Origin of the sequence: Winogradskyella rapida (genome assembly GCF_042675845.1) — a bacterium.
In the GTDB taxonomy this organism is placed as follows: Bacteria; Bacteroidota; Bacteroidia; order Flavobacteriales; family Flavobacteriaceae; genus Winogradskyella; species Winogradskyella rapida.
On record NZ_JBHTKM010000063.1, the window covers coordinates 743633 to 764180 of the forward strand.

Annotated in this window: 16 protein-coding genes and 1 pseudogene; 7 read left to right on the forward strand and 10 right to left on the reverse strand. The window is 36.7% G+C overall.

Features of this window, described 5'->3' with window-relative positions; genetic code table 11:
* Nucleotides 1-2 precede the first annotated feature (2 nt).
* The 5 genes from ACFQ13_RS10720 to mraZ are packed head-to-tail and all read right to left on the reverse strand — an operon-like array spanning nucleotide 3 to nucleotide 5152.
* Nucleotides 3-1466, reverse strand: coding sequence for a UDP-N-acetylmuramoyl-L-alanyl-D-glutamate--2,6-diaminopimelate ligase (locus ACFQ13_RS10720; protein WP_386117153.1), 1464 nt, complete (start codon nucleotides 1464-1466; stop codon nucleotides 3-5).
* On the reverse strand, nucleotides 1463-3424 hold the full coding sequence (locus ACFQ13_RS10725) for a penicillin-binding protein (RefSeq protein WP_386119428.1): 1962 nt from the start codon (nucleotides 3422-3424) through the stop codon (nucleotides 1463-1465). The genes ACFQ13_RS10720 and ACFQ13_RS10725 overlap by 4 nt, the downstream gene beginning before the upstream one ends.
* Nucleotides 3425-3481: 57 nt before the next feature.
* Entirely contained in the window at nucleotides 3482-3802 is a 321-nt protein-coding gene (locus ACFQ13_RS10730; protein WP_114310698.1) for an FtsL-like putative cell division protein, read from the reverse strand.
* The gene (gene rsmH / locus ACFQ13_RS10735) at nucleotides 3799-4695 is read right to left on the reverse strand and encodes a 16S rRNA (cytosine(1402)-N(4))-methyltransferase RsmH (RefSeq protein WP_386117156.1); all 897 of its coding nucleotides are present in this window, start codon (nucleotides 4693-4695) and stop codon (nucleotides 3799-3801) included. Before rsmH ends, ACFQ13_RS10730 begins: the two co-directional genes overlap by 4 nt.
* Nucleotides 4682-5152, reverse strand: a complete 471-nt coding sequence (gene mraZ / locus ACFQ13_RS10740) for a division/cell wall cluster transcriptional repressor MraZ (protein WP_114310700.1) — start codon at nucleotides 5150-5152, stop codon at nucleotides 4682-4684. Before mraZ ends, rsmH begins: the two co-directional genes overlap by 14 nt.
* A 286-nt stretch (nucleotides 5153-5438) precedes the next feature.
* On the opposite strand from mraZ, the gene ACFQ13_RS10745 reads away from it, so the two are divergent.
* Both ACFQ13_RS10745 and yihA read left to right on the forward strand, forming a co-directional pair.
* Nucleotides 5439-6203, forward strand: a complete 765-nt coding sequence (locus ACFQ13_RS10745) for an alpha/beta fold hydrolase (protein WP_114310701.1) — start codon at nucleotides 5439-5441, stop codon at nucleotides 6201-6203.
* A 105-nt stretch (nucleotides 6204-6308) separates the two neighbouring features.
* On the forward strand, nucleotides 6309-6923 hold the full coding sequence (gene yihA, locus ACFQ13_RS10750) for a ribosome biogenesis GTP-binding protein YihA/YsxC (RefSeq protein ID WP_386117161.1): 615 nt from the start codon (nucleotides 6309-6311) through the stop codon (nucleotides 6921-6923).
* 326 nt (nucleotides 6924-7249) lie between these two features.
* On the opposite strand, the gene ACFQ13_RS10755 is transcribed toward yihA, so the two are convergent.
* Nucleotides 7250-8344: an ABC transporter permease gene (locus ACFQ13_RS10755; protein ID WP_386117163.1), complete on the reverse strand. Its 1095-nt coding sequence runs from the start codon at nucleotides 8342-8344 to the stop codon at nucleotides 7250-7252.
* A 75-nt stretch (nucleotides 8345-8419) separates the two neighbouring features.
* Nucleotides 8420-10564 (reverse strand): annotated as a pseudogene (locus tag ACFQ13_RS10760) (carboxy terminal-processing peptidase).
* 447 nt (nucleotides 10565-11011) lie between these two features.
* Here ACFQ13_RS10760 and surE point away from each other — a divergent pair.
* From surE to ACFQ13_RS10785, 5 genes are all read left to right on the forward strand, one after another.
* A complete protein-coding gene (surE, locus tag ACFQ13_RS10765) occupies nucleotides 11012-11785 on the forward strand; it encodes a 5'/3'-nucleotidase SurE (RefSeq protein ID WP_386117166.1) in 774 nt (257 codons plus the stop codon).
* Between the two features lie 21 nt (nucleotides 11786-11806).
* Nucleotides 11807-12091, forward strand: coding sequence for a hypothetical protein (locus ACFQ13_RS10770; protein ID WP_386117168.1), 285 nt, complete (start codon nucleotides 11807-11809; stop codon nucleotides 12089-12091).
* Between the two features lies 1 nt (nucleotide 12092).
* The gene (lpxB, locus tag ACFQ13_RS10775) at nucleotides 12093-13205 is read left to right on the forward strand and encodes a lipid-A-disaccharide synthase (RefSeq protein ID WP_386117171.1); all 1113 of its coding nucleotides are present in this window, start codon (nucleotides 12093-12095) and stop codon (nucleotides 13203-13205) included.
* A gap of 17 nt (nucleotides 13206-13222) precedes the next feature.
* Nucleotides 13223-13732 carry a C40 family peptidase gene (locus ACFQ13_RS10780; RefSeq protein ID WP_386117174.1) on the forward strand — a complete coding sequence of 170 codons (510 nt, stop codon included), beginning with the start codon at nucleotides 13223-13225 and terminating at the stop codon, nucleotides 13730-13732.
* An 88-nt stretch (nucleotides 13733-13820) separates the two neighbouring features.
* Nucleotides 13821-15869, forward strand: a complete 2049-nt coding sequence (locus tag ACFQ13_RS10785; protein ID WP_386117176.1) for a ComEC/Rec2 family competence protein — start codon at nucleotides 13821-13823, stop codon at nucleotides 15867-15869.
* Here the strand turns inward: ACFQ13_RS10785 and ACFQ13_RS10790 are convergent.
* The 3 genes from ACFQ13_RS10790 to ACFQ13_RS10800 form a co-directional block, all read right to left on the reverse strand.
* On the reverse strand, nucleotides 15859-16410 hold the full coding sequence (locus tag ACFQ13_RS10790; protein WP_386117179.1) for a thioredoxin family protein: 552 nt from the start codon (nucleotides 16408-16410) through the stop codon (nucleotides 15859-15861). The genes ACFQ13_RS10785 and ACFQ13_RS10790 overlap by 11 nt on opposite strands.
* An 83-nt stretch (nucleotides 16411-16493) precedes the next feature.
* On the reverse strand, nucleotides 16494-18608 hold the full coding sequence (locus ACFQ13_RS10795; protein WP_386117180.1) for a peptide MFS transporter: 2115 nt from the start codon (nucleotides 18606-18608) through the stop codon (nucleotides 16494-16496).
* A gap of 89 nt (nucleotides 18609-18697) precedes the next feature.
* Nucleotides 18698-20527 carry a peptide MFS transporter gene (locus ACFQ13_RS10800; protein WP_386117182.1) on the reverse strand — a complete coding sequence of 610 codons (1830 nt, stop codon included), beginning with the start codon at nucleotides 20525-20527 and terminating at the stop codon, nucleotides 18698-18700.
* Nucleotides 20528-20548 lie beyond the last annotated feature (21 nt).

Consider the following 20548-nt stretch of genomic DNA (forward strand, 5'->3'; position numbering starts at 1 on the left):
TTTTATTTCTCTAATTGTTTTAAATACGTTTGAACGATTTTATAATCGTCAAAATCAAAGCGCTCTCCTTTTATTTCTTGATAGGTTTCATGTCCTTTTCCTGCGATAAGAATAATATCCTTTTCACCTGCCATCTGACACGCTGTTTTTATAGCTTGCTTCCTATCGGTGATGGCTAATGTTTTATTAAAATTTTGCGCTTGCACTCCTTTTTCCATGTCTTCTATAATGGTTTCAGGCACCTCACTTCTTGGATTATCACTGGTTAAAATTACCTTTGTACTTAAAGCCGATGCGATATGCGCCATTTTAGGACGTTTGGTTTTATCTCGATCACCACCACAACCCACTACCGTAATAAGGGTTTCATTCTTAGTCCGGATATTATTGATGGTTTCTAACACATTTTTTAAAGCATCTGGCGTATGCGCATAGTCAACTATAGCGGTAATTCGTCCTTCAGAAATAAAATATTGAAAACGTCCGGAAACATTTTCGAGCTCACTAATTAATCGTAATATTTCTTCTTTCTCTAGGCCTAATAACTCTGCAGTCCCATAAATCGCCAAAATATTATAAGCATTAAAACTTCCTATAAGACGCGTCCACAACTCACTATCATTAACTTTTAATAACAAGCCTCCAAATTCATTTTCTAAAATTTGCGCTCTATAATCGGCATAATTTTTTAAGGCGTAAGTATATTTTTTAGCTTGGGTATTTTGCAACATCACCAAACCATTTTTATCATCGCTATTGGTTAACGCGAAAGCTTCACTTGGCAACTGATCGAAAAAGGCTTTTTTCACATCCCTATATTCCGCAAAAGTATCGTGATAATCTAAATGATCATGCGACAAGTTTGTAAATATGCCACCTTCAAACTTTAAACCTTCTGTTCTTTTTTGATGGATGCCATGAGAACTCACTTCCATAAAGCAAAATTCCACTCCGGCATCATTCATTAAGCTTAAATACTTATTAATGGTCAAGGAATCTGGTGTGGTATGCGTGGCTTTAAACTCTTGATCATCAACCATGATTTTCACGGTAGACAAAAGTCCCACTTTATACCCAGCCTTCTTAAAAAGTTGATATAACAAACTTGAAATGGTCGTTTTACCATTAGTTCCTGTTACTCCAACTAACTTTAGATTCTCTGAAGGATGCTCATAAAAATTGGCTGCCATATAGGCTAAAGCCTGATGCGAATTCCCAACTTCTATATATGTAATTCCGTTTTCAAGCGTCTCCGGAAGTGCTTCACAAACAATTGCTGTCGCTCCACTTTTAATCGCCTTATCAATATACTGATGTCCATCGGTTAGCGTTCCTGAGATTGCTACAAAAACATCGTTAGTTTCAACCTGTCGTGAATCAAACTCAATTTTATGCACAGGAATACCTGTACTCCCCACCACAGCATTGATTGTAACCTTATACAATATGTCTTTTAAAACTGTCATGATGCCTCTAATACTATAGTTTGATTGGTTTGTAACACCTTGTGCCTAACGACCGACTGCTTTTTAATAACACCACTCCCTGTTAATTTCACTTTTACATCCACATGTAAATTTTCTAACAAGGCAATAGCATCCATAGCCGGCATCCCAACAACACTCGGCATTAATTGTTTATATTTTCGTGAATTTTCATAATAACGCTCATAATCCTTACTCACTATCTGATCGTTAAAATCTAAAGTTTCCACCTCATCCACTATTGGTGTATCGGTATAAATCTTTTGTGCAATTCTTTTAAATACCGGTCCGGAAACATCCGCACCATAAAATCCAACTTTCGTACTTGGTTGATGCACCACAACGATACACGAGTACTTAGGATTCTCGGCCGGAAAATATCCTGCAAATGACGACACGTACTTTCGGTTTTTACGCCATTCTTCATAATTTGCATAATCCGTTCTGGCCGTTCCGGTTTTACCTGCCATTGAAAAGGTTTCAGAATACATTCGTTTTCCTGTTCCCTTAATAACAACATTCTTTAACATGTCTTGCACCTCCGCTAAGGTTTTATCAGAACATATTTTATCGACTAAAACTTCCTTTTCAAAAACTTCAATATCCTTATCAAACGATTTTACCGCCTTTAAAAATCTTGGCTTTATTAACTCCCCATCATTAGCAATAGCGTTATAAAATGCCAAAGTTTGTAATGGTGTCATTCTAAGATTATAACCATAGGCCATAGAAGGCAAAGCATTCCGACTCCAGTTGGAAGCTCCTGGTTTTGGAATATCAGGTTTTCCTTCTCCTATAATAGCCACTCCCAAAGTCTTATCCAGTCGCCAAGAACTTAAGCGATCTAAAAACTTTTCGGGTTGCTTGGCATAATGATCATCTATAATCGTTGCCAATCCAATATTTGAGGACACCTCTAAAGCTCGTGCTGCAGAGATTTTACCATAACCACTACCCGAATCGGTAATTACACGTCCGTAAAAACTTTTTCGTCCTTTCTTAGTATCTACCACTGTAGCGGTATCAATAACCCGATCTTCTAAAGCCGCCATCATAGCCATGACTTTAAATGTAGAGCCCGGCTCATGACTTTCTCCAACCGCATAATTTAAGCGCTCGTAATAATTCCCTTTTTTGTTTCTTCCAAGATTAGAAATCGCTTTAATCTCTCCTGTTTTCACATCCATAACAACCACACAACCGTGATCTGCTTGATAATACTCTAACTGCTTTAACAACGAATGATGTGCGATATCTTGAATATTAACATCTATAGTGGTATAAACATCATAACCATCTTGAGGCTCTACCTGATCGAAATCGGCAATAGGCTTCCACTGCCCATTTCCAATTTTCTGCTTTAATCGTTTCCCATTCTTACCTTGTAGGTATTTCACTCCAAAAGCACCATCAATTCCTGGTCTTGTATAATTCCCGTTTTCATCTTGGCGCTCATACCCAATGGTACGCTCTGCTATTCCACCCATAGGATGCTCGCGTCGCGTGGTTTGCTCCACAATCAATCCCCCCTTAATTGCCCCAAGGTTTAACAAAGGGAAATTACGGATTCGGATATAGTCTGAATAGCTAATATTCCGCGCCAATAAGAAATAACGATTCTTATTTTTTCGGGCTTTTCGAATTATATTTTTATAATAGGAAACCGGCTTTTTCTTATAATAAGCATGAAGCGAATCTGCTAAAGCACCGATATACTTTTCAAAAGTCACATCTTTAGCTTGGACAGCATCAATTCTTATATCATATTTAGGAATTGAAGTGGCCAACAAACTACCATCTGCAGAATACACATTACCACGGTTAGCAGGGATATCGAAATTTTCTAAGGTTCGCTTTTCCGCTAGCGCTCTATACGCATCCCCCTGAATAAACTGTATGCTCACCAATTTAAACACAACAGCCAAGGCGAATACAAACATGCAGCCTGTGACGAAGTACAATCTGTGTAATATGTTTTTTTCTGTGATTGCCAAAGTTTATTCTTGTTGTGATTTTACTATAATTTTAGTTGGAGGATTTAAGGATATCCCAATTCCTTTTTTCTTCATTTCAGCCTCTACAAAAGACTCTTTTTTAAGCTGCATTAACTTCCCTCGTTTATCTACAAAAGCAGAACGCAACTCTTTTACTTCATTTGTTAACCTTGCAATCTCGTACACTTTTTGATCCGCACTATGCGAACTTGCAATCATAATAATTGCTAAAACGGAAATAAAAATGATGATACGCCAATTTTTAAACGAATCATCACTGACCAGAAACTTCCCTTTTAATATGCCGTAGACGCCTTTCATCATATTTTTTTAGCAATCCTTAGCTTTGCACTTCTTGCTCTATTATTCACTTTTATTTCTTCTCTAGACGGGACAATTAAGCGCCCCACTTTTTTTAAAGGCACCTCAAAATTACCAAACACATCGCGCTCCGGTTCGCCTTCAAACAAACCATTTCTTATAAAACGCTTTACCAAACGATCTTCTAAAGAGTGGTAAGAGATAAAACTTAAACGCCCGTCTGTCTTTAAGACTTCTGGCATTTGAAGCAATAACTCTTTTAAAACTTCAATTTCCTGATTCACCTCAATACGGATGGCCTGATAAATTTGCGCCAAGACCTTATTTTCTTTTTGGTGATTTAAAAACGACTTTAAAACCGCTTTTAACTGTTCGCTTGTTTTTATTTCAGTCTCCTTTCGTGCTTCAACAATAACTCTTGCCATTGCCGGAGCCTGCCTTAACTCGCCATACTGAAACAAAACAGCTCTTATTTGCTCTTCGTCATAATTATTAATAACCTCATAAGCAGACAACTTACTGTCTTGATTCATTCGCATATCTAAATCGGCTTCAAAACGGGTTGAAAACCCACGCTCCGCCACATCAAACTGATGCGAAGAGACGCCAAAATCAGCCAAGACACCATCCACTTCTTTAACACCATAAAATCTTAAGAAGCGCTTAATGAATCTGAAATTTTCATTAATTAACACAAACCGTTCATCATCGATAGCATTCTCTAAAGCATCTTTATCCTGATCGAAGGCGTATAATTTCCCTTGAGGACCTAATCTTGATAAGATTTCACGACTATGACCTCCACCTCCAAAAGTGACATCTACATAAACACCGTCAGGCTTAATTGCTAAACCATCTACTGTTTCCTTAAGTAATACTGCATTATGATAATCCATCGACGTCTTCATCTTGCCCCATGACTTCCTCGGCCAAATCAGCAAAATCTGAAGCCGCGTCATCAATAGCTTGTTCGTATTTATTTTTATCCCAAATCTCAAGAATATTTACAGCAGAGGCCAAAACCACTTCTTTTGTAATCCCCGAAAAACCAATAAGATCCTTCGGAATTAACAAGCGACCAGCACTATCTACCTCAACCATTTTAACTCCCGCCGTAAAGCGTCTGATAAAATCGTTATTCTTTTTTTTAAAGCGGTTTAGCTTATTCAGCTTCTCCATCATTTTATTCCATTCAGACATCGGATACAATTCTAAGCACGGCTGAAAAACAGCGCGCTTTAAAACAAAACCATCTTGCAACGCTGATGAAAGCTGCTTTTTAAGTACAGCGGGTATCATCAACCTTCCTTTGGCATCTGCTTTACATTCGTATGTCCCTATAAATGAATTCAAAAGATATTCTTAACTACTTTAACGATTCAAATTCAAAGATATTGAAAAAAACACCACTTTTTACCACATCTTACCACATTTGTTGATAAGTTTTACCACTGAGGGGTCTAAAATTCGTTCAATGTCAATAAATTCGTCTTGCGAGCAGATATTAATTTGGTGGGAATTATTAACACCGAATTAGAAACTAGCCTTTAGTAAAAAAAGACTGATATTTTATGCAGATTATATATATTCTAAAGGATTTAGTTATATTTGTTTTTAACACATAAGTACGAATTTGCACATGGCACACCTTTTAAAAAAAGAAAAGGAATTTAGATATATTGAAGTAGGCGAAGGCAAACCAATTATAGTGTTGCATGGTTTGATGGGTGGGCTTAGCAATTTTGATGGCGTTACCAAATACTTTAGTTCTAAGGGCTACAAGGTTATCATCCCAGAACTACCTATTTACAGTATGTCATTGTTAAAGACCAACGTAAAGAGCTTTGCAAATTACCTCAAAGACTTTATTGAATATAAAGGCCTAGACGAGGTTATTTTGTTAGGGAACTCTTTGGGCGGGCACATTGGCCTGTACCATACCAAACTATACCCTTCAAAAATTAAAGCCCTTATCATTACGGGGAGCTCTGGCTTGTACGAAAGTGCAATGGGCGGAGGCTATACCAAGAGAAGTGACTACGAGGTTATGAAGAAAAAAGCACAAGAAGTGTTTTATGACCCTGAAGTGGCTACTAAAGAAATTGTAGACGAAGTTTACGAAACAGTAAATGACCGTAATAAACTTATTAAGACTTTAGCGATTGCCAAAAGTGCCATAAGGCATAATATGGCTAAAGATTTACCTAACATGACTACACCTGTGTGTATCATTTGGGGGAAAAACGACAATGTAACGCCTCCTGAAGTTGCGGAAGAATTTCATGAGCTTTTGCCGGATTCTGAATTATATTGGATTGACAAATGCGGACATGCCGCTATGATGGAGCATCCAGAAGAATTCAATAAAATCTTAATACAATGGCTAGAGAAACGCGGTTTTTAAGCGTTTAGCAACCCCAATTCTAAAAACGAGATTGCTTCTCTAAAACAAGGTGCAAGATCCTTAACGTTTAATTAAAAACAGATCCTACTTTTATAGGAACTTAAGATGAAAATAAAATCAGCCGAATTTGTAGTTAGTAATTCTGAAGTGGCAAAATGTCCTAAAAACAACATGCCCGAATACGCTTTTATAGGCCGAAGTAATGTGGGAAAATCTTCATTGATTAACATGCTTACCGACCGTAAAAGTCTTGCTAAAACCTCAGGACGACCAGGAAAAACGCAACTGATTAATCATTTTGCTATTAATGACACGTGGTATTTAGTTGATTTACCAGGATATGGCTATGCCCGAGTTTCAAAAACTTCAAAGAAAAAATTTCAACAATTTATTACCAATTATTTTGAGCAGCGCCAGCAGCTTGTTTCTGCTTTTGTTTTGGTAGATATTAGACATAAACCTCAACCTATAGATTTAGAGTTTATGCAATATTTAGGCGAAAGTGAGATTCCGTTTGGTATTATTTTTACTAAAGCAGACAAATTAAAGCCAAAGGCTATTGAACGTCATGTGGAAGACTACTGCCAAGAACTTTTAAAATTCTGGGAAGAACTCCCTCCTTATTTTGTAACCTCTTCTTCTAAGAGTATTGGTAAGGATGACGTTTTAGATTTTATCAGTGCTACTAACGATGAAATTGAACAACTTCGCGGGGCCTAAACGCTGAACAAAACTATTCACTTACAAGAAAAAGATTATCACAAAATAATACTTTACTACCGACTTCTATAGTGGAAGTTGTAGCATAAGACAACCTCGTATTGCAATCCTTTAAACCCGCAAGGAAGCGCTTTTTATTACAACCCTATTAGCGTTGAGCTGTAGAATGTTTAAGTGAATTGACACGTCCTCATCCACATTACTGCTATAAGGATTATTAGCACCACTTAAAGTATCTCAGTGAAATTGTGTATCATAAACAGGTGAATCCCCGTTTAAAACAGCCTTAAAAACAGAAGAAGCGGATAGATTAAAACATAAAACCTCTAGGTCTTCACATCCAAAGCATCTCGTAAAGCATTACCCACTAACATAAATGCCATAACGAGCAGCATGATACAAAACCCAGGTATTAAGGCTAAATACGGTTTACCTAAAATAATATAATTGTAGTGATCTTTTATCATAGCTCCCCAACTTGCCATTGGCGGTTGCGCACCAATCCCCAGAAAACTCAATCCGCTTTCTATTAAAATCGCTGCTGCAAAATTAGCGGCAGATATGACGATTAAAGGTCCAAAAATATTAGGTAGTATATGTTTTGTGATAATTCTATAATCATTATATCCTAAAGCTCTTGCTGCTGTAACATATTGCATTTCTTTGGCGCTAATCATTTGCCCGCGCACCACTCTCGCCACTTCTACCCACATGGTTAACCCTACGGCAATAAAAACCTGCCAAAAGCCTTTTCCTAAAGCCAAAGTAATCGCAATAACTAATAATAAGGTAGGGATTGACCAGGTAATATTTATAATCCACATAATTAGGGCATCAATCTTCCCTCCGTAATAGCCTGCTAAACTCCCCATAATAAGTCCGACAAAAAGCGAAATAAAGACCGCCACAAATCCAATAAAAAATGAAATTCGAGATCCGATTAAAATCCGACTCAAATAATCCCTTCCATACTTATCCGTACCAAAGCGGAATGTTCTATGACTTATAAAGGATTTATAATCTGAATTTGGAAAACGCGACAAGGCGATTTCTTTTTGCTCTCCCATTAAGCCATCGGAAGCGTAAGCCGTATAATGCAAAACATCTTGTTCTACCCGATATGCTGAAATAGGAATTTCAGTACTTGTATTGTGTTCGCCAAAGAACTGTTTAGACCACCAATTCTGATTAGAAGTTATTCCTGAAGGAATCGTTAACATATCTACCGCGAACCCAGGAGTTTTAGAATGAATAGATAAGTGCATCTGATTGGCATTCTCAGAATGGTCTGGCGCCACAATATAAGCCCCTATAGACAGTAAGCCTATACTGATAATAATAAGCAAACTAAAAACGCCCCAAAAGTTCTTTTTGAACTTCTGAAGCGCTAAGCTTGTTAATGAATTATTTTTTTTTGCCATTCAGCATATCAATTAGGAACACATTAAACCTTTAACACTTGCGTTATAGGCAAAGTTACTCCTTTTTATAATTCTTTAATTCTTTACTGAGTTTGCCATACTTCCTCCAAGACCATGAACTGCTTTTATATCGCTAAGAACGTTAATTGCCTCTTCAACATAAACGTCTTTAGATAAACTTTTATGCCATCTGTTACGTTTTTCCATAAGTACAGAATCATTATCCATTAATTTCAATTCGTACGGTAATGACGTAAAGGTTAAATCGGTTTGGTATTCTGAAAGTTTAGAAAAGCGTTTCGCCTCTTCTTCATTAATTTCCATTTCCTTTTTATAGGTTTCGTAATTTAAAGAATACGCTTCACGGTCTCTAATTTTCTTAACCCACTGTGCATTCGCATCAATAAGTTTTAATTGTTCATTACTTGCCATTCTTGCTTTACTCTTTGCTACGGTTGTGTCGTAATCAAAATAATCAGTCCACACCTCATAATCGGCAGCATCAATCTTATCCCATGGTAAAGGGTTTTCCTGATCTTTTTCTCCGATATCAATATAGCTATAACGGTCTGGCACCACAACATCACTCTTCACTCCTTCTAATTGGGTAGAGCCGCCATTAATTCTATAAAACTTTTGAGTGGTAAACTTTAAAGCTCCCATATCGCCAGCAGTATTATTCTTCACCATGCGGTTAAGATCCATAACAGTTTGCACAGTTCCTTTACCATAGGTTTGCTTGCTTCCAATAACAATTCCTCTTTTATAATCTTGCATAGCTGCAGCTAAAATTTCAGAGGCTGAAGCCGACAATTCGTTCACTAATATCACTAAAGGACCATCCCAAAGAATTGACTTGTCTTTATCTTTTAAAACTTCTTTAGCCTCTCCTGTTGTTTTTACCTGAACTACAGGACCTTCTTCAATAAATAAACCTGCAATATCCACCACGGTTTGTAGTGATCCACCACCGTTATTTCTTAAATCCATAACAAGACCTTCAACACCTTCTTTCTTAAGACGAATAATCTCTTGTTTAATATCTGAAGCAGCATTACGCTCATTATAATCTTCAAAACTGATATAGAACTTTGGCAGGTTGATAATTCCGAAGGTTTTCCCTTCTTTTTCAACAATTGAAGACTTTGCGTAAGTCTCTTCTAACTCAACCACATCTCTTTTAATATCGATATCCTTTACCGTTCCATCTACCTTTTTTAAGGTTAGCGTCACAACCGTACCTTTAGGACCTTTTATAAACTTAATAGCATCATCTAAACGCATGCCAACCACATTGACCGCTTCTTCTTCATCTTCTTGCTTCACTTTTAAAATCTGATCACCAACTTCTAATTCGTCCGCTCTCCAAGCTGGACCACCGCTGATAATCTCATTCACCATAATACCATCCACCTTCTTTTGTAAACGTGCGCCAATACCTTCAAATTTTCCAGAGATATCTCTATCAAAACGCTCTTTATCTTCAGGTGCAAAATAAAAAGTATGCGGATCAAACTCTTCTACTATGGCATTGATATAAACTGCAAACCAATCGTTACGACGTCTATCATCAATATAATCATACAACTCATCTAATGATTTTTTAGTAGACAATCTGGCTTCTGCTTCAAGTTCTTTTACAGACTTTTTAGTTAACGTACTTTCTTTTTCATCGGCATCTGCATCTAAATCTTGTTGCGCTAAAGCATCGTCGTAATTCGCAATGGTTGAAAATTTCAATTGCTTTCTCCAACGCTATTTCATTTCACGCTTACTCGTTACATAAGTAAGTTTTTTGTAATCGGCGTTATAGGTTTCGTTCTTAGAAAAATCAAAAGGCTTCTCTAAAAGACCTTTATAAATTTCCTTAGATTCTGCAATACGTTGTAGTAAACGCTCGTGTGTTAGGTTGAAAAACGAAACATCATAGGCTTTGATCTGATCATCAATTTGATTTCTATAGGCTTCAAATTCTTTTATATCAGACTCATAAAAATAACGCTTAAACGGATCGAGGTTATTTAAATAATCATCAAACACTTCAGATGAAAACTTATCATTAATATCTTTTGGCTCAAAATGCCCTTGATCGAGTAGATAAGTGATTAATTGAATTAATAATCGATCCTTATCTGGATCCTCAAATTTCTTACTCGTAAAACTGCATGAGGCTACGGCGATAAGCAATGCCAGCAATAAAAATTTATATTTCCCTTTCATTTTTCTTTTTGCTTTGTTTATGGTCTATTAAAGGTAAATTGGGTTTGCCTAACTCCCATTTCTTATTTTAAATATACGAAGAACAGATCTTGAATACGACTTAAAATGTCTTTACAGAATGAAGTAGGCTAACAATTTTTCACTAAAATAGCTGAAAAAACCATGCCATAAAAAATCGAGACCCTATTTTTTTGTTAAAGCTAATATTATAGCGCTTGTATTTCATAATTAGCATTGTTATTGCTTTTTTTTAGGTTTTACTTAACAGTGAAATTGAATTTATAAGGCTAAAATCTGCAGCTTTCAATTTTTCAATATTAGACTTAAAGCCTCATACAACTTCTTAAGATTACAAACGCATTATCTAGAATTAAACAAGCCGGCCTATTCGCTACGAAACGCCGCCTTTTTTATTACTTTTACAATTCATTTAAAATTAGTCTAGAGATGTCTAAACGCCCTTTAATTTTAGTTACCAATGATGATGGTATTACAGCGCCTGGTGTACGAACTTTAATTTCTGTTATGAAAGAACTCGGTGATGTTGTTGTGGTAGCACCAGACAGTCCGCAAAGTGCCACCGGACATGCCATTACCATCAATTCTACCTTACACATGGAAAAAGTAACTATTGACGGGGCTCAACCTGAATACAGTTGCTCAGGAACGCCGGTAGACTGTGTAAAATTAGCAGTTAATGAAATTTTAGACCGACGTCCGGATATTTGTGTTTCAGGGATTAACCATGGCTCTAACTCGTCTATCAATGTCATTTACTCTGGAACAATGAGTGCTGCTGTAGAAGCCGGTATTGAGGGGATCCCTGCCATTGGCTTTTCGTTATTAGACTACAATTGGGATGCCGATTTTGAACCTTGCAAACCTTTTGTAAAAAGCATTACCGAACAAGTCTTACAACACGGTTTACCTGACGGTGTGGTTTTAAATGTGAATTTACCTAAATTGAGCAGCGAGGCTATAAAGGGTATTAAAGTATGCCGACAAGCCCGTGCCAATTGGAAAGAAGAATTTGACAAGCGCACCAACCCGATGGGACGTGAATATTATTGGCTTACTGGTAAATTTGTTAATATGGACAAAGGAGAAGACACCGATGAATGGGCTCTTGAAAATGGCTATGTTTCTGTTGTACCGGTTCAGTTTGATTTAACGGCACATCACGCCATTCAGCATTTAAATTCATGGTCCTTAAACAAATAAAAAAGCTCAAGTAAAAGATATATGAAAAGAGAAATATTAATTGGATTTTTAATTGGAGTTGTAGCCTCAGTATTTGGATTTATTTTCGGGATTCAGATCTTTGGAAATTCAAGTGATTGGGGGCTTGTCGTTGAACGCTCTATTAATCAAGGTTTTTTTACAAAACTGATGAGTATCGGTGCCGCATTAAATTTAGGCGTCTTTTTTCTATTTTTAAAGAAGAATAAAGATCAAAGGGCCAAAGGGGTTTTAATCTCTACAATTTTAATGTTAATTATTACGATGGCTATTAAATTTCTAAATTAGTATGAAATACTATATTATCGTTGGTGAAGCCTCTGGCGACTTACACGGCTCTAATCTTATGAAGGCCTTGCTAAAAAAAGACCCGCAAGCCGATATAAGATTTTGGGGAGGTGACCTTATGCAAAATGTTGGTGGCACCTTAGTAAAACACTATAAGGAACGCCAATTTATGGGATTTGCTGAAGTTATTTTTAACCTCAGAAAAATCCTAGGACTCATTTCGTTTTGCAAAAGCGATATAGAAGCTTTCAACCCTGATGTCATCATCTTTATAGATAATTCTGGTTTTAACCTGAGAATTGCAAAATGGGCCAAAACCCAGAATTTCAAAACACACTATTACATCTCGCCTCAAGTTTGGGCTTCTAGAGCTAGTAGAGTTGAAAACATTAAACGCGATGTTGATGCTATGTACTGTATTCTTCCTTTTGAAAAGGATTTCTACAGCACCTACAATTACGACGTCAACTTTGTAGGCCATCCACTAATTGATGCCATTGCAGATCGGCCTCAAATTAATGAAGCCGTGTTTAGAAAAGAAAATCAACTTAGCGAACTTCCTATCATTGCCTTATTACCCGGAAGCCGTAAACAAGAAATCACCAAGATGTTAGGGGTAATGCTCAGTTTAGTGGAAGACTTTAAAACCTATCAGTTTGTTATTGCTGGGGCACCAAGTCAGGACTACGACTTCTATAAACCTTTTATCAAATCAGAGAACATTAAATTCATTCCTAATAAAACCTACGACCTCTTAAGTATATCTTATGCAGCCTTAGTCACTTCTGGGACGGCCACTTTAGAAACGGCCTTATTTAAAGTCCCTCAGGTGGTTTGCTATAAAGCCAATGCTATTTCTTATCAGATTGCGAAGCGGATTATTACTTTAAAATACATTTCCTTGGTCAATCTTATTATGGACCGCGAAGTTGTAACTGAATTAATTCAAGGCGATTTAAATAAAAAACGCTTAAAAAAAGAATTATTAGCTATTTTAGATTCTGAAAAACGCGACCAGATGTTTTTAGATTATTATGAGCTAGAACAAATATTAGGAGGACAAGGCGCAAGTGCTAAAGCTGCCGAGCTTATTGTTTCTTCTATAAAATCTTAACGATCCCAATCTTTTCTATGAGAACCTTAATACCCATTTTTGTACTTCTATTATTTGCAAGCAGTTGCAAGTCTAAAAAAACAACCTCAAAACACTCGAGAAACACCCCTAGTGTTAATGTTAACACCACTGCTAAACCTTCTGCTGAAGCTAAAAGCATTGTAAAATATGCCCAATCTTTTGAAGGTACACGTTACAAATATGGAGGAACAACAAAAAAAGGTATGGATTGCTCGGGGTTGATTTACACCAGCTACAAAAAACATGATATTAGTCTCCCAAGAACTACTTCTGGACTCAAAAGTTATGGGGACTGGGTTGATGTTAAAGAGGTCAATGTTGGTGATTTGGTATTTTTTGCGACTAGTAAAAACAGTCGGAATGTTAACCACGTTGGTATCGTGACGAATGTAAGAACTGGAAATGTAGAATTTATACACGCTTCTACCAGTAGAGGGGTGATGATTTCTTCATTAGCCGATAGGTATTGGTACTTTGCTTTTGTGCAAGCCCGCCGTGTTTTATAACACCTCACAAACACTTATTTCAGCACAAACTCCGACAACAAAAACCACAAAAACATTATAACATAAGGATTTTTAGTAACTTAGAAATATGAAGTTACTAAATTTCACCGTCATAAAACTAACACTCTGTTTGGTTACTGGAATTCTAGTAGCGCATTATTTCACGTTAGATACAGACCTTATTCTTTACATATCTATAGGCTTAACGCTAAGCCTGTTGGTTTATAATTTTCTCATCTCAAAGCTTATTTATAGCCCTATAACCTTTGGGACCCTAAGCTATTGCTGTATGTTGAGTTTAGGAGTAACAAGCTATCACATTCAAGATGAAAAACGCCATCCTTCACACTATAGTCATTTAGAACCATCGGATACCCCAGAAACGCTGGTTTTTCAAATTAAAGCCCGCTTAAAACCTGACCATTATAACGACAAATATATTGTAAGTTTAAAATCTTTAAACACGCATAAGGTTACAGGCCAACTCCTCCTCAACATACGTCGAGACACGCTTATAAAACCCATAAACGTTGATGACGTATTTGCAACTAAAGCAAGATTACAAAACACAGCAAGCCCAAAGAATCCCTATCAATTTGATTACGGTAAATATTTAGCCTTTCAGCATGTACATCATCAAATCTATTTACAAACCGCTGAACTTTTACCACTTTCCAACACCAAACGCACCTTATACGGCTATGCAGATGCCTTGAGAGTACACATAAATTCTAAACTTGTTACGGCAGGTTTTAAGGATGATGTTTTAAGCATTATGAATGCTTTGCTATTAGGGCAACGTCAGAATATAGATAAAACACTTTACAATAGCTATGTCAATTCTGGAACCATCCATATCCTAGCGGTTTCGGGCCTTCATATAGGGATTCTACTTTACCTTCTTAATTTTTTATTTAGCCCCCTACTCTATCTTAAATACGGTCATTTTATAAGACCTTTTCTTTTAATTCTAATCCTGTGGTCCTTTGCTATTATTGCGGGCTTAAGACCCTCCGTAACACGTGCTGTCACCATGTTTAGTGTAATTAGTATCGCCATGCACCTTAAACGGCGAACCAATATTTATAATACCCTTGTGACTTCGGCATTTTTTATCCTTCTCTTTCAACCGAATTTTCTATTTGCTGTAGGTTTTCAAATGAGCTATTTGGCTGTATTAGGAATTGTTGCGTTACAACCGAAACTCTACGCCCTTTGGATTCCAAAATTCTATATTCCTCGTAAATTATGGACGATTATGACTGTTACTATAGCGGCCCAACTCGGTGTTTTACCTATAAGCTTGTTTTACTTTCATCAGTTTCCGGGCTTGTTTTTTATTTCTAACCTTGTTATCATTCCATTTTTAGGTCTTATACTTGGTTTAGGCATGTTCATTATTGCCTTAGCGCTATTAAATCTTTTGAGTGATGAGATCGTTATCTGTTACAGTTTCATTATTGACTGTTTAAATTCATTTATTGCGTGGGTTGCGCAATTTGAAAGTTTTCTATTAAAAGACATTCCATTTTCTCTACTCCAATTGGTGTGGTGTTACGCTTTATTGGTTAGCATAATTCAAGTACTAAGAACCTATCGTTACAAATGGGTAGTCCTTAGTTTAGTTCTCGTAATTGGAGGGCAATCAAAGGCGCTTTATCAAACCCTACAATCCCCTACTGAATCCTTTATCATTTTTAATCAAAGTCGGCATACGGTGATTGGCCAGCAAAAGGATCAGACCTTGGCAGTCTATCATAATTTAGAACCCGACCAACAACCTAACCATACAACAATTCGAAATTACAAAGTAGGTGAAGCGATTAAAGACGTCACCTTCCATAAGCTCCAACCTGTTTATCAACACCATGATAAAATCTTACTTGTTATTGACAGTCTAGGAGTTTATAACAAGCTCTCATTCGCGCCTGATTATATTGTGTTACGAGATTCGCCACGACTGAACTTAAACCGACTTATAGACCAACTAAATCCTAAACTAGTTATAGCAGACGCTAGCAACTACAAGACTTATGTAGAACGATGGAAGCTTACGTGTAGGGATAAAAAAATCCCCTTCCATTATACCAATGAAAAGGGAGCCTTTATTATAAATAGCGCTGCTATTATTCCTTGAACGTAGGTTCAAAAGCCTTATAATAAGCATTAAACTGTTCTTGAGAAGTCATTTCCTTATGCTTATCGCTCTTAAATAGCTTTAAATACAACTCTAATTGTTGTGGCTTTAAATACCCCGAAATCGGAGAAATAAACCCGCCTTCTTCATCAAAAAACACCATTGTAGGATAGGCTTGAATTTGTAAAAAACGAGAAAATTCGTGAGCACTATTACGTCGGTTTGCTTTTTGTGGGTCGTAACTTGGGTTTTCGAAAACCTGACCTTTATAGGTTAACTTAGAATTCCCTTCAGCATTAAACTTTACAGCATAATAATGTTCATTAATATAGGCTGCTACATCTGGATTTTGAAAGGTATTTTTATCGAGCATTTTACAAGGACCGCACCAATTGGTATAGACGTCCATAATAATTTTTTTAGGTTGTTCTTTTTGAAGTTCTAAAGCTTCATCTAAAGTGACCCAATCGATTTCTTGTGCAATTGCTGTAAACGATAATGTAAAAACAGCAAGGAGTGTTAAGGATATATTTTTTATCATGTTATATGTGTTGCAAAATTTGATCCGAACTTACAAAAAATGCTCCTAAAGTGGAGCATTTAATAGATTTTTAACGGTTTATGTTAACGTACACCGTGCATTAATTTCTTTAAAACAGGGTTTAAAAAGAAGATTAATAAGCCCGCAATAACAGGAACAATCGTAAATATTAAGAAGAATGTAGACAAACTGTATTCTTTAGTAATATTCTCAATCTGCCCTCCTAACACGGCTGCTAATTTGTTACCAATAGCAATAGCGAGGTACCACATACCAAACATTAGAGCAATCATACGCCCAGGAACCAACTTACTTACATAAGACAGTCCAACCGGAGACAGACATAACTCTCCAAGGGTATGGAATAGATAGGCTAATATTAGCCAAATCATACTCACTTTTACACCATCTACAATACCAGCGGCACCAAAGGCAAGTAAACCAAATCCGAGCCCCATAATACTTAAACCTAAAGCGTATTTAGTAGCCGCACTTGGATTGTATTTACTCTCCCACCATTTAGAAAAGAAAGAGGCAAAAACAATAATAAAGAATGAGTTTAAGATGCTAAACCACGATACCGTAATTTCTACTTCCTTATCTCTAACATGGGTTACAGTTGCTGCTACCACCCCATTATCACGGTTTAAAATTACCGCTTGTTCTTTAGTGGCTTCTAAGCGTTCGGCATCTAAAAATCCGAACTCTGTACCATCATTATTTTTTGGTGCAATATGAAGTTTATCACCAACATTAAACGTTAACGGCTCTGCAATAGATGTTGTACGTGTTACGATTTCATGGTTCGCATCAACCTTTGTATTTTCTGAAACCGGAATATATAGAAATTGCAATTTACCATCCGCGTCTACTTTTTGTTTTCCTGAAGCATCAACATCTGCTGTTTTAATGGCAGAATATGTAACATCGTAAGCTACGGTATTAAAATCTCTATTTAACATCCAACCTACAATACCCCACATGAACAAGAAACAAATAACCAATACAATATTAGACCCTGGAATCTTTGTAAATGTTTTCTTCCATAAAATCACCAAAACATAAGAAATGATAATTAAAGGAATCACTGTTAGTAAGGTGTTAATAACGTTGAAAATTGTTGCCGCACTTCCGCTTAACATTCGATCTACATTATCTCTAGCAAAAATCACTAAAGACGAAGCGCCTTGCTCAAAAGACATCCAAAAGAACACCGTAAAAAAGGCAAAGATGATAAAGGCAATCATACGATCTCTCACCACGGCTGTATATCGTAAAATACGACCAATAACAAGAATTAAGAATAACACTAATGCAAATAATACTGCGGTATACTGTCCTTCAAAATCACCAATTTGAAAGAAAGAGAACATGTCAATCCCTGCAATTTTAGACATTGGATCGTTAATTGCGTAACCCAATCCGATCACAGAAGATATAATAATTAAAACTTTATCTAACGTTGTAAATGGATTTGGACGTTCTTCCTCATCTTCAACAGCCACTTTAGGCGCTTCAGAAGTCGACGCTTCTACCGTATCAACCTCAATAGCTTTTGCGGGTTTAGCACCAATCTTTCCAAATAACGGACCAGATAACCAAAACTGAATAGTACCAAGCAGCATAAACACACCTGCTAAACCAAATCCGTAGGCCCAACCTACTTTTTCAGCTAAGTACCCACATAACATCATTCCGAAGAAGGCCCCGGCGTTTACCCCCATATAATAAATGGTATAGGCTCCATCTTTCTTCTCAGGATTTTTCTTGTACATATCCGAAATGATAGACGTCATGGTAGGCTTAAAGAATCCGGTACCAATAACTAAAAGGAATAAACCAAAGTACAATGAAAACTCTGTTTCAATAGCCATAGAAGCATGCCCTGCCGTCATAATTAAAGACCCAATAATTACGGCATTGCGATACCCTGTGTATTTATCGGCAAGCCATCCCCCAATAATTGGTGTAATGTAAAGTAGCATGGCGTAGGTCCCAAAGAGAGCCCCAGCATTCTCTACTGTCCATTCCCACCCCGGGTTATACCCAATGGCGGCCATGGTTAAGAAATTAACTAATAATACACGCATTCCATAAAATGAAAAACGCTCCCACATTTCAGTAAAAAATAGTACAAAAAGCCCCGCAGGATGCCCCAGGACCTTGTCTTTAAACAGGTTTTCTATGTCTGTATTCATAAAATAATTAATTTAGTTAGTAGACTAAAACCCTTACGCAGTAGCTATACAACGTAAGGGCCTTAGTAATGAAGTATTTAAAAATTTATTTAGTTATTTAGTTCTGTATTTGCTAATTCGTATGGTTCTTGTTCTAAGATTTCATGCTCATTATCTTCAGCACCATGCGTTAACTTCTTCAATTTCTTCAAGAATAATAACAATAGTAATCCAAAGGCTACGGTAAAAATAGTTAACCACATAAAGGTTGCATACTCTTGTTCACTTTGTTCTTCCTCTAAAACGAAAGACACCCCGTAATCTTTTCCATCACCTTTATTCTCGATAATTTGAGCTTTATCTTTATCCTTTTCAAAAACCAAACGTGCATGATAAGGATTGGCTTCTGTTACGTTATTTTCTTTTAAGATTTCTAAAAGTTGGTGTGATTTTGAATCGCCGCCTTGAGCTAATTCAAATAAACTATTTAAGTTCTTACCGGTTTCAAAATCCTTAAATACAACCGTTCCGTTTTCAGGATATACTGTAGATTTTATAGTGAAATTTTTATCCTCATTAATTGGGTAAGCCGTTGTATCTACAACCTTATTATTAGCATCCTTAATTTTAAAGGTTTCTTTTGAAATATAAGGTAAAACCTCTTGTTTGCTCACCACCATTTCTCCATTGAAAGATTCTAACTGCGAAGATTCCCCAATAGTTCCGGCCAATTTATTTCCAAAACCTGTTGCCGCAAAATAAACACCCATCATTATAGAAGCGTATTTTAATGGGGCCAATTTGGTAATAAACGATAAGGATACAGGAGAAGTACATAGCTCTCCTATAGTGTGGAATAAATACGCTAAGAAAATCCAAAACATTGCTGCTTTTCCAAACGTTTCAGAACTTGCTTCTTGAGAGGCAAACATCATAAACACATAACCAAGTCCCATGATAATTGTTCCTATCGCCATTTTAAATAATGAAGACGATTCTCTACCACTCTTTTTCCACCAGATCCAGAAACTACCGATAATAGTACCAAAGATAATGATGTAACCTGCGTTTAAAGATTGGAATACTGCTGCCGGAATTTCTTCTAACCAACTTAATCCAATATGTCTATCAACCTTGGCATCTGTATAAAGGTTCATTAATCCACCAGCTTGTTCAAAGGCGCCCCAAAAGACCACTACGATTAAGAAAGAGATTAATAAAACAACCACTCTATCTTTTTCAATCTTAGTTAACGGACGTTTTGCTGCTAGACGTTCTTCTTCTGTAGCTTCACTACCACCGGTAAACTCACCAACACCTTTTAAAAAGCGTTGTCCCCAAATAAATACAATCTGCCCTAGTAACATTCCTATACCTGCTAGACCAAATCCATAGTGCCAACCGTAATAGTAAGCCACTAAGCCCACAGTAATACTGGCTAAAAAGGCCCCAACATTAATACCGATATAGAAAATAGTAAAACCACTATCGCGTCTAATATCTCCTTCTTTATATAAACCACCAACCATGGTAGAAATGTTAGGTTTTAATCCCCCAACACCTAAAATAATTAAGGCTAAACCTGTAAAAAAGGCCCAACTTTGAGGTATGGCTAAAACACCATGTCCAATACAGAGTAACAGACCACCAAACATTACGGTTTTTTTCTGTCCTAAAAATTTATCTGCAATCCATCCTCCTGGAATAGAAGCGACATACACCAACATGGTGTACCAACCGTAAAGCCAGATCGCATCTTTATTAGACCAGCCTAAACCTGGATCGATAGCTGTAGCGGAAGTTGCCATATACAACACTAATATTCCACGCATTCCATAATACGAGAAGCGCTCCCACATTTCTGTAAAAAACAGAATAAATAAACCTATTGGGTGCCCCAGAATTTCCTTGTGATGCACGACTTTAGTTGCTGTTGACATAAATAGTAATCTTAGTTAGTT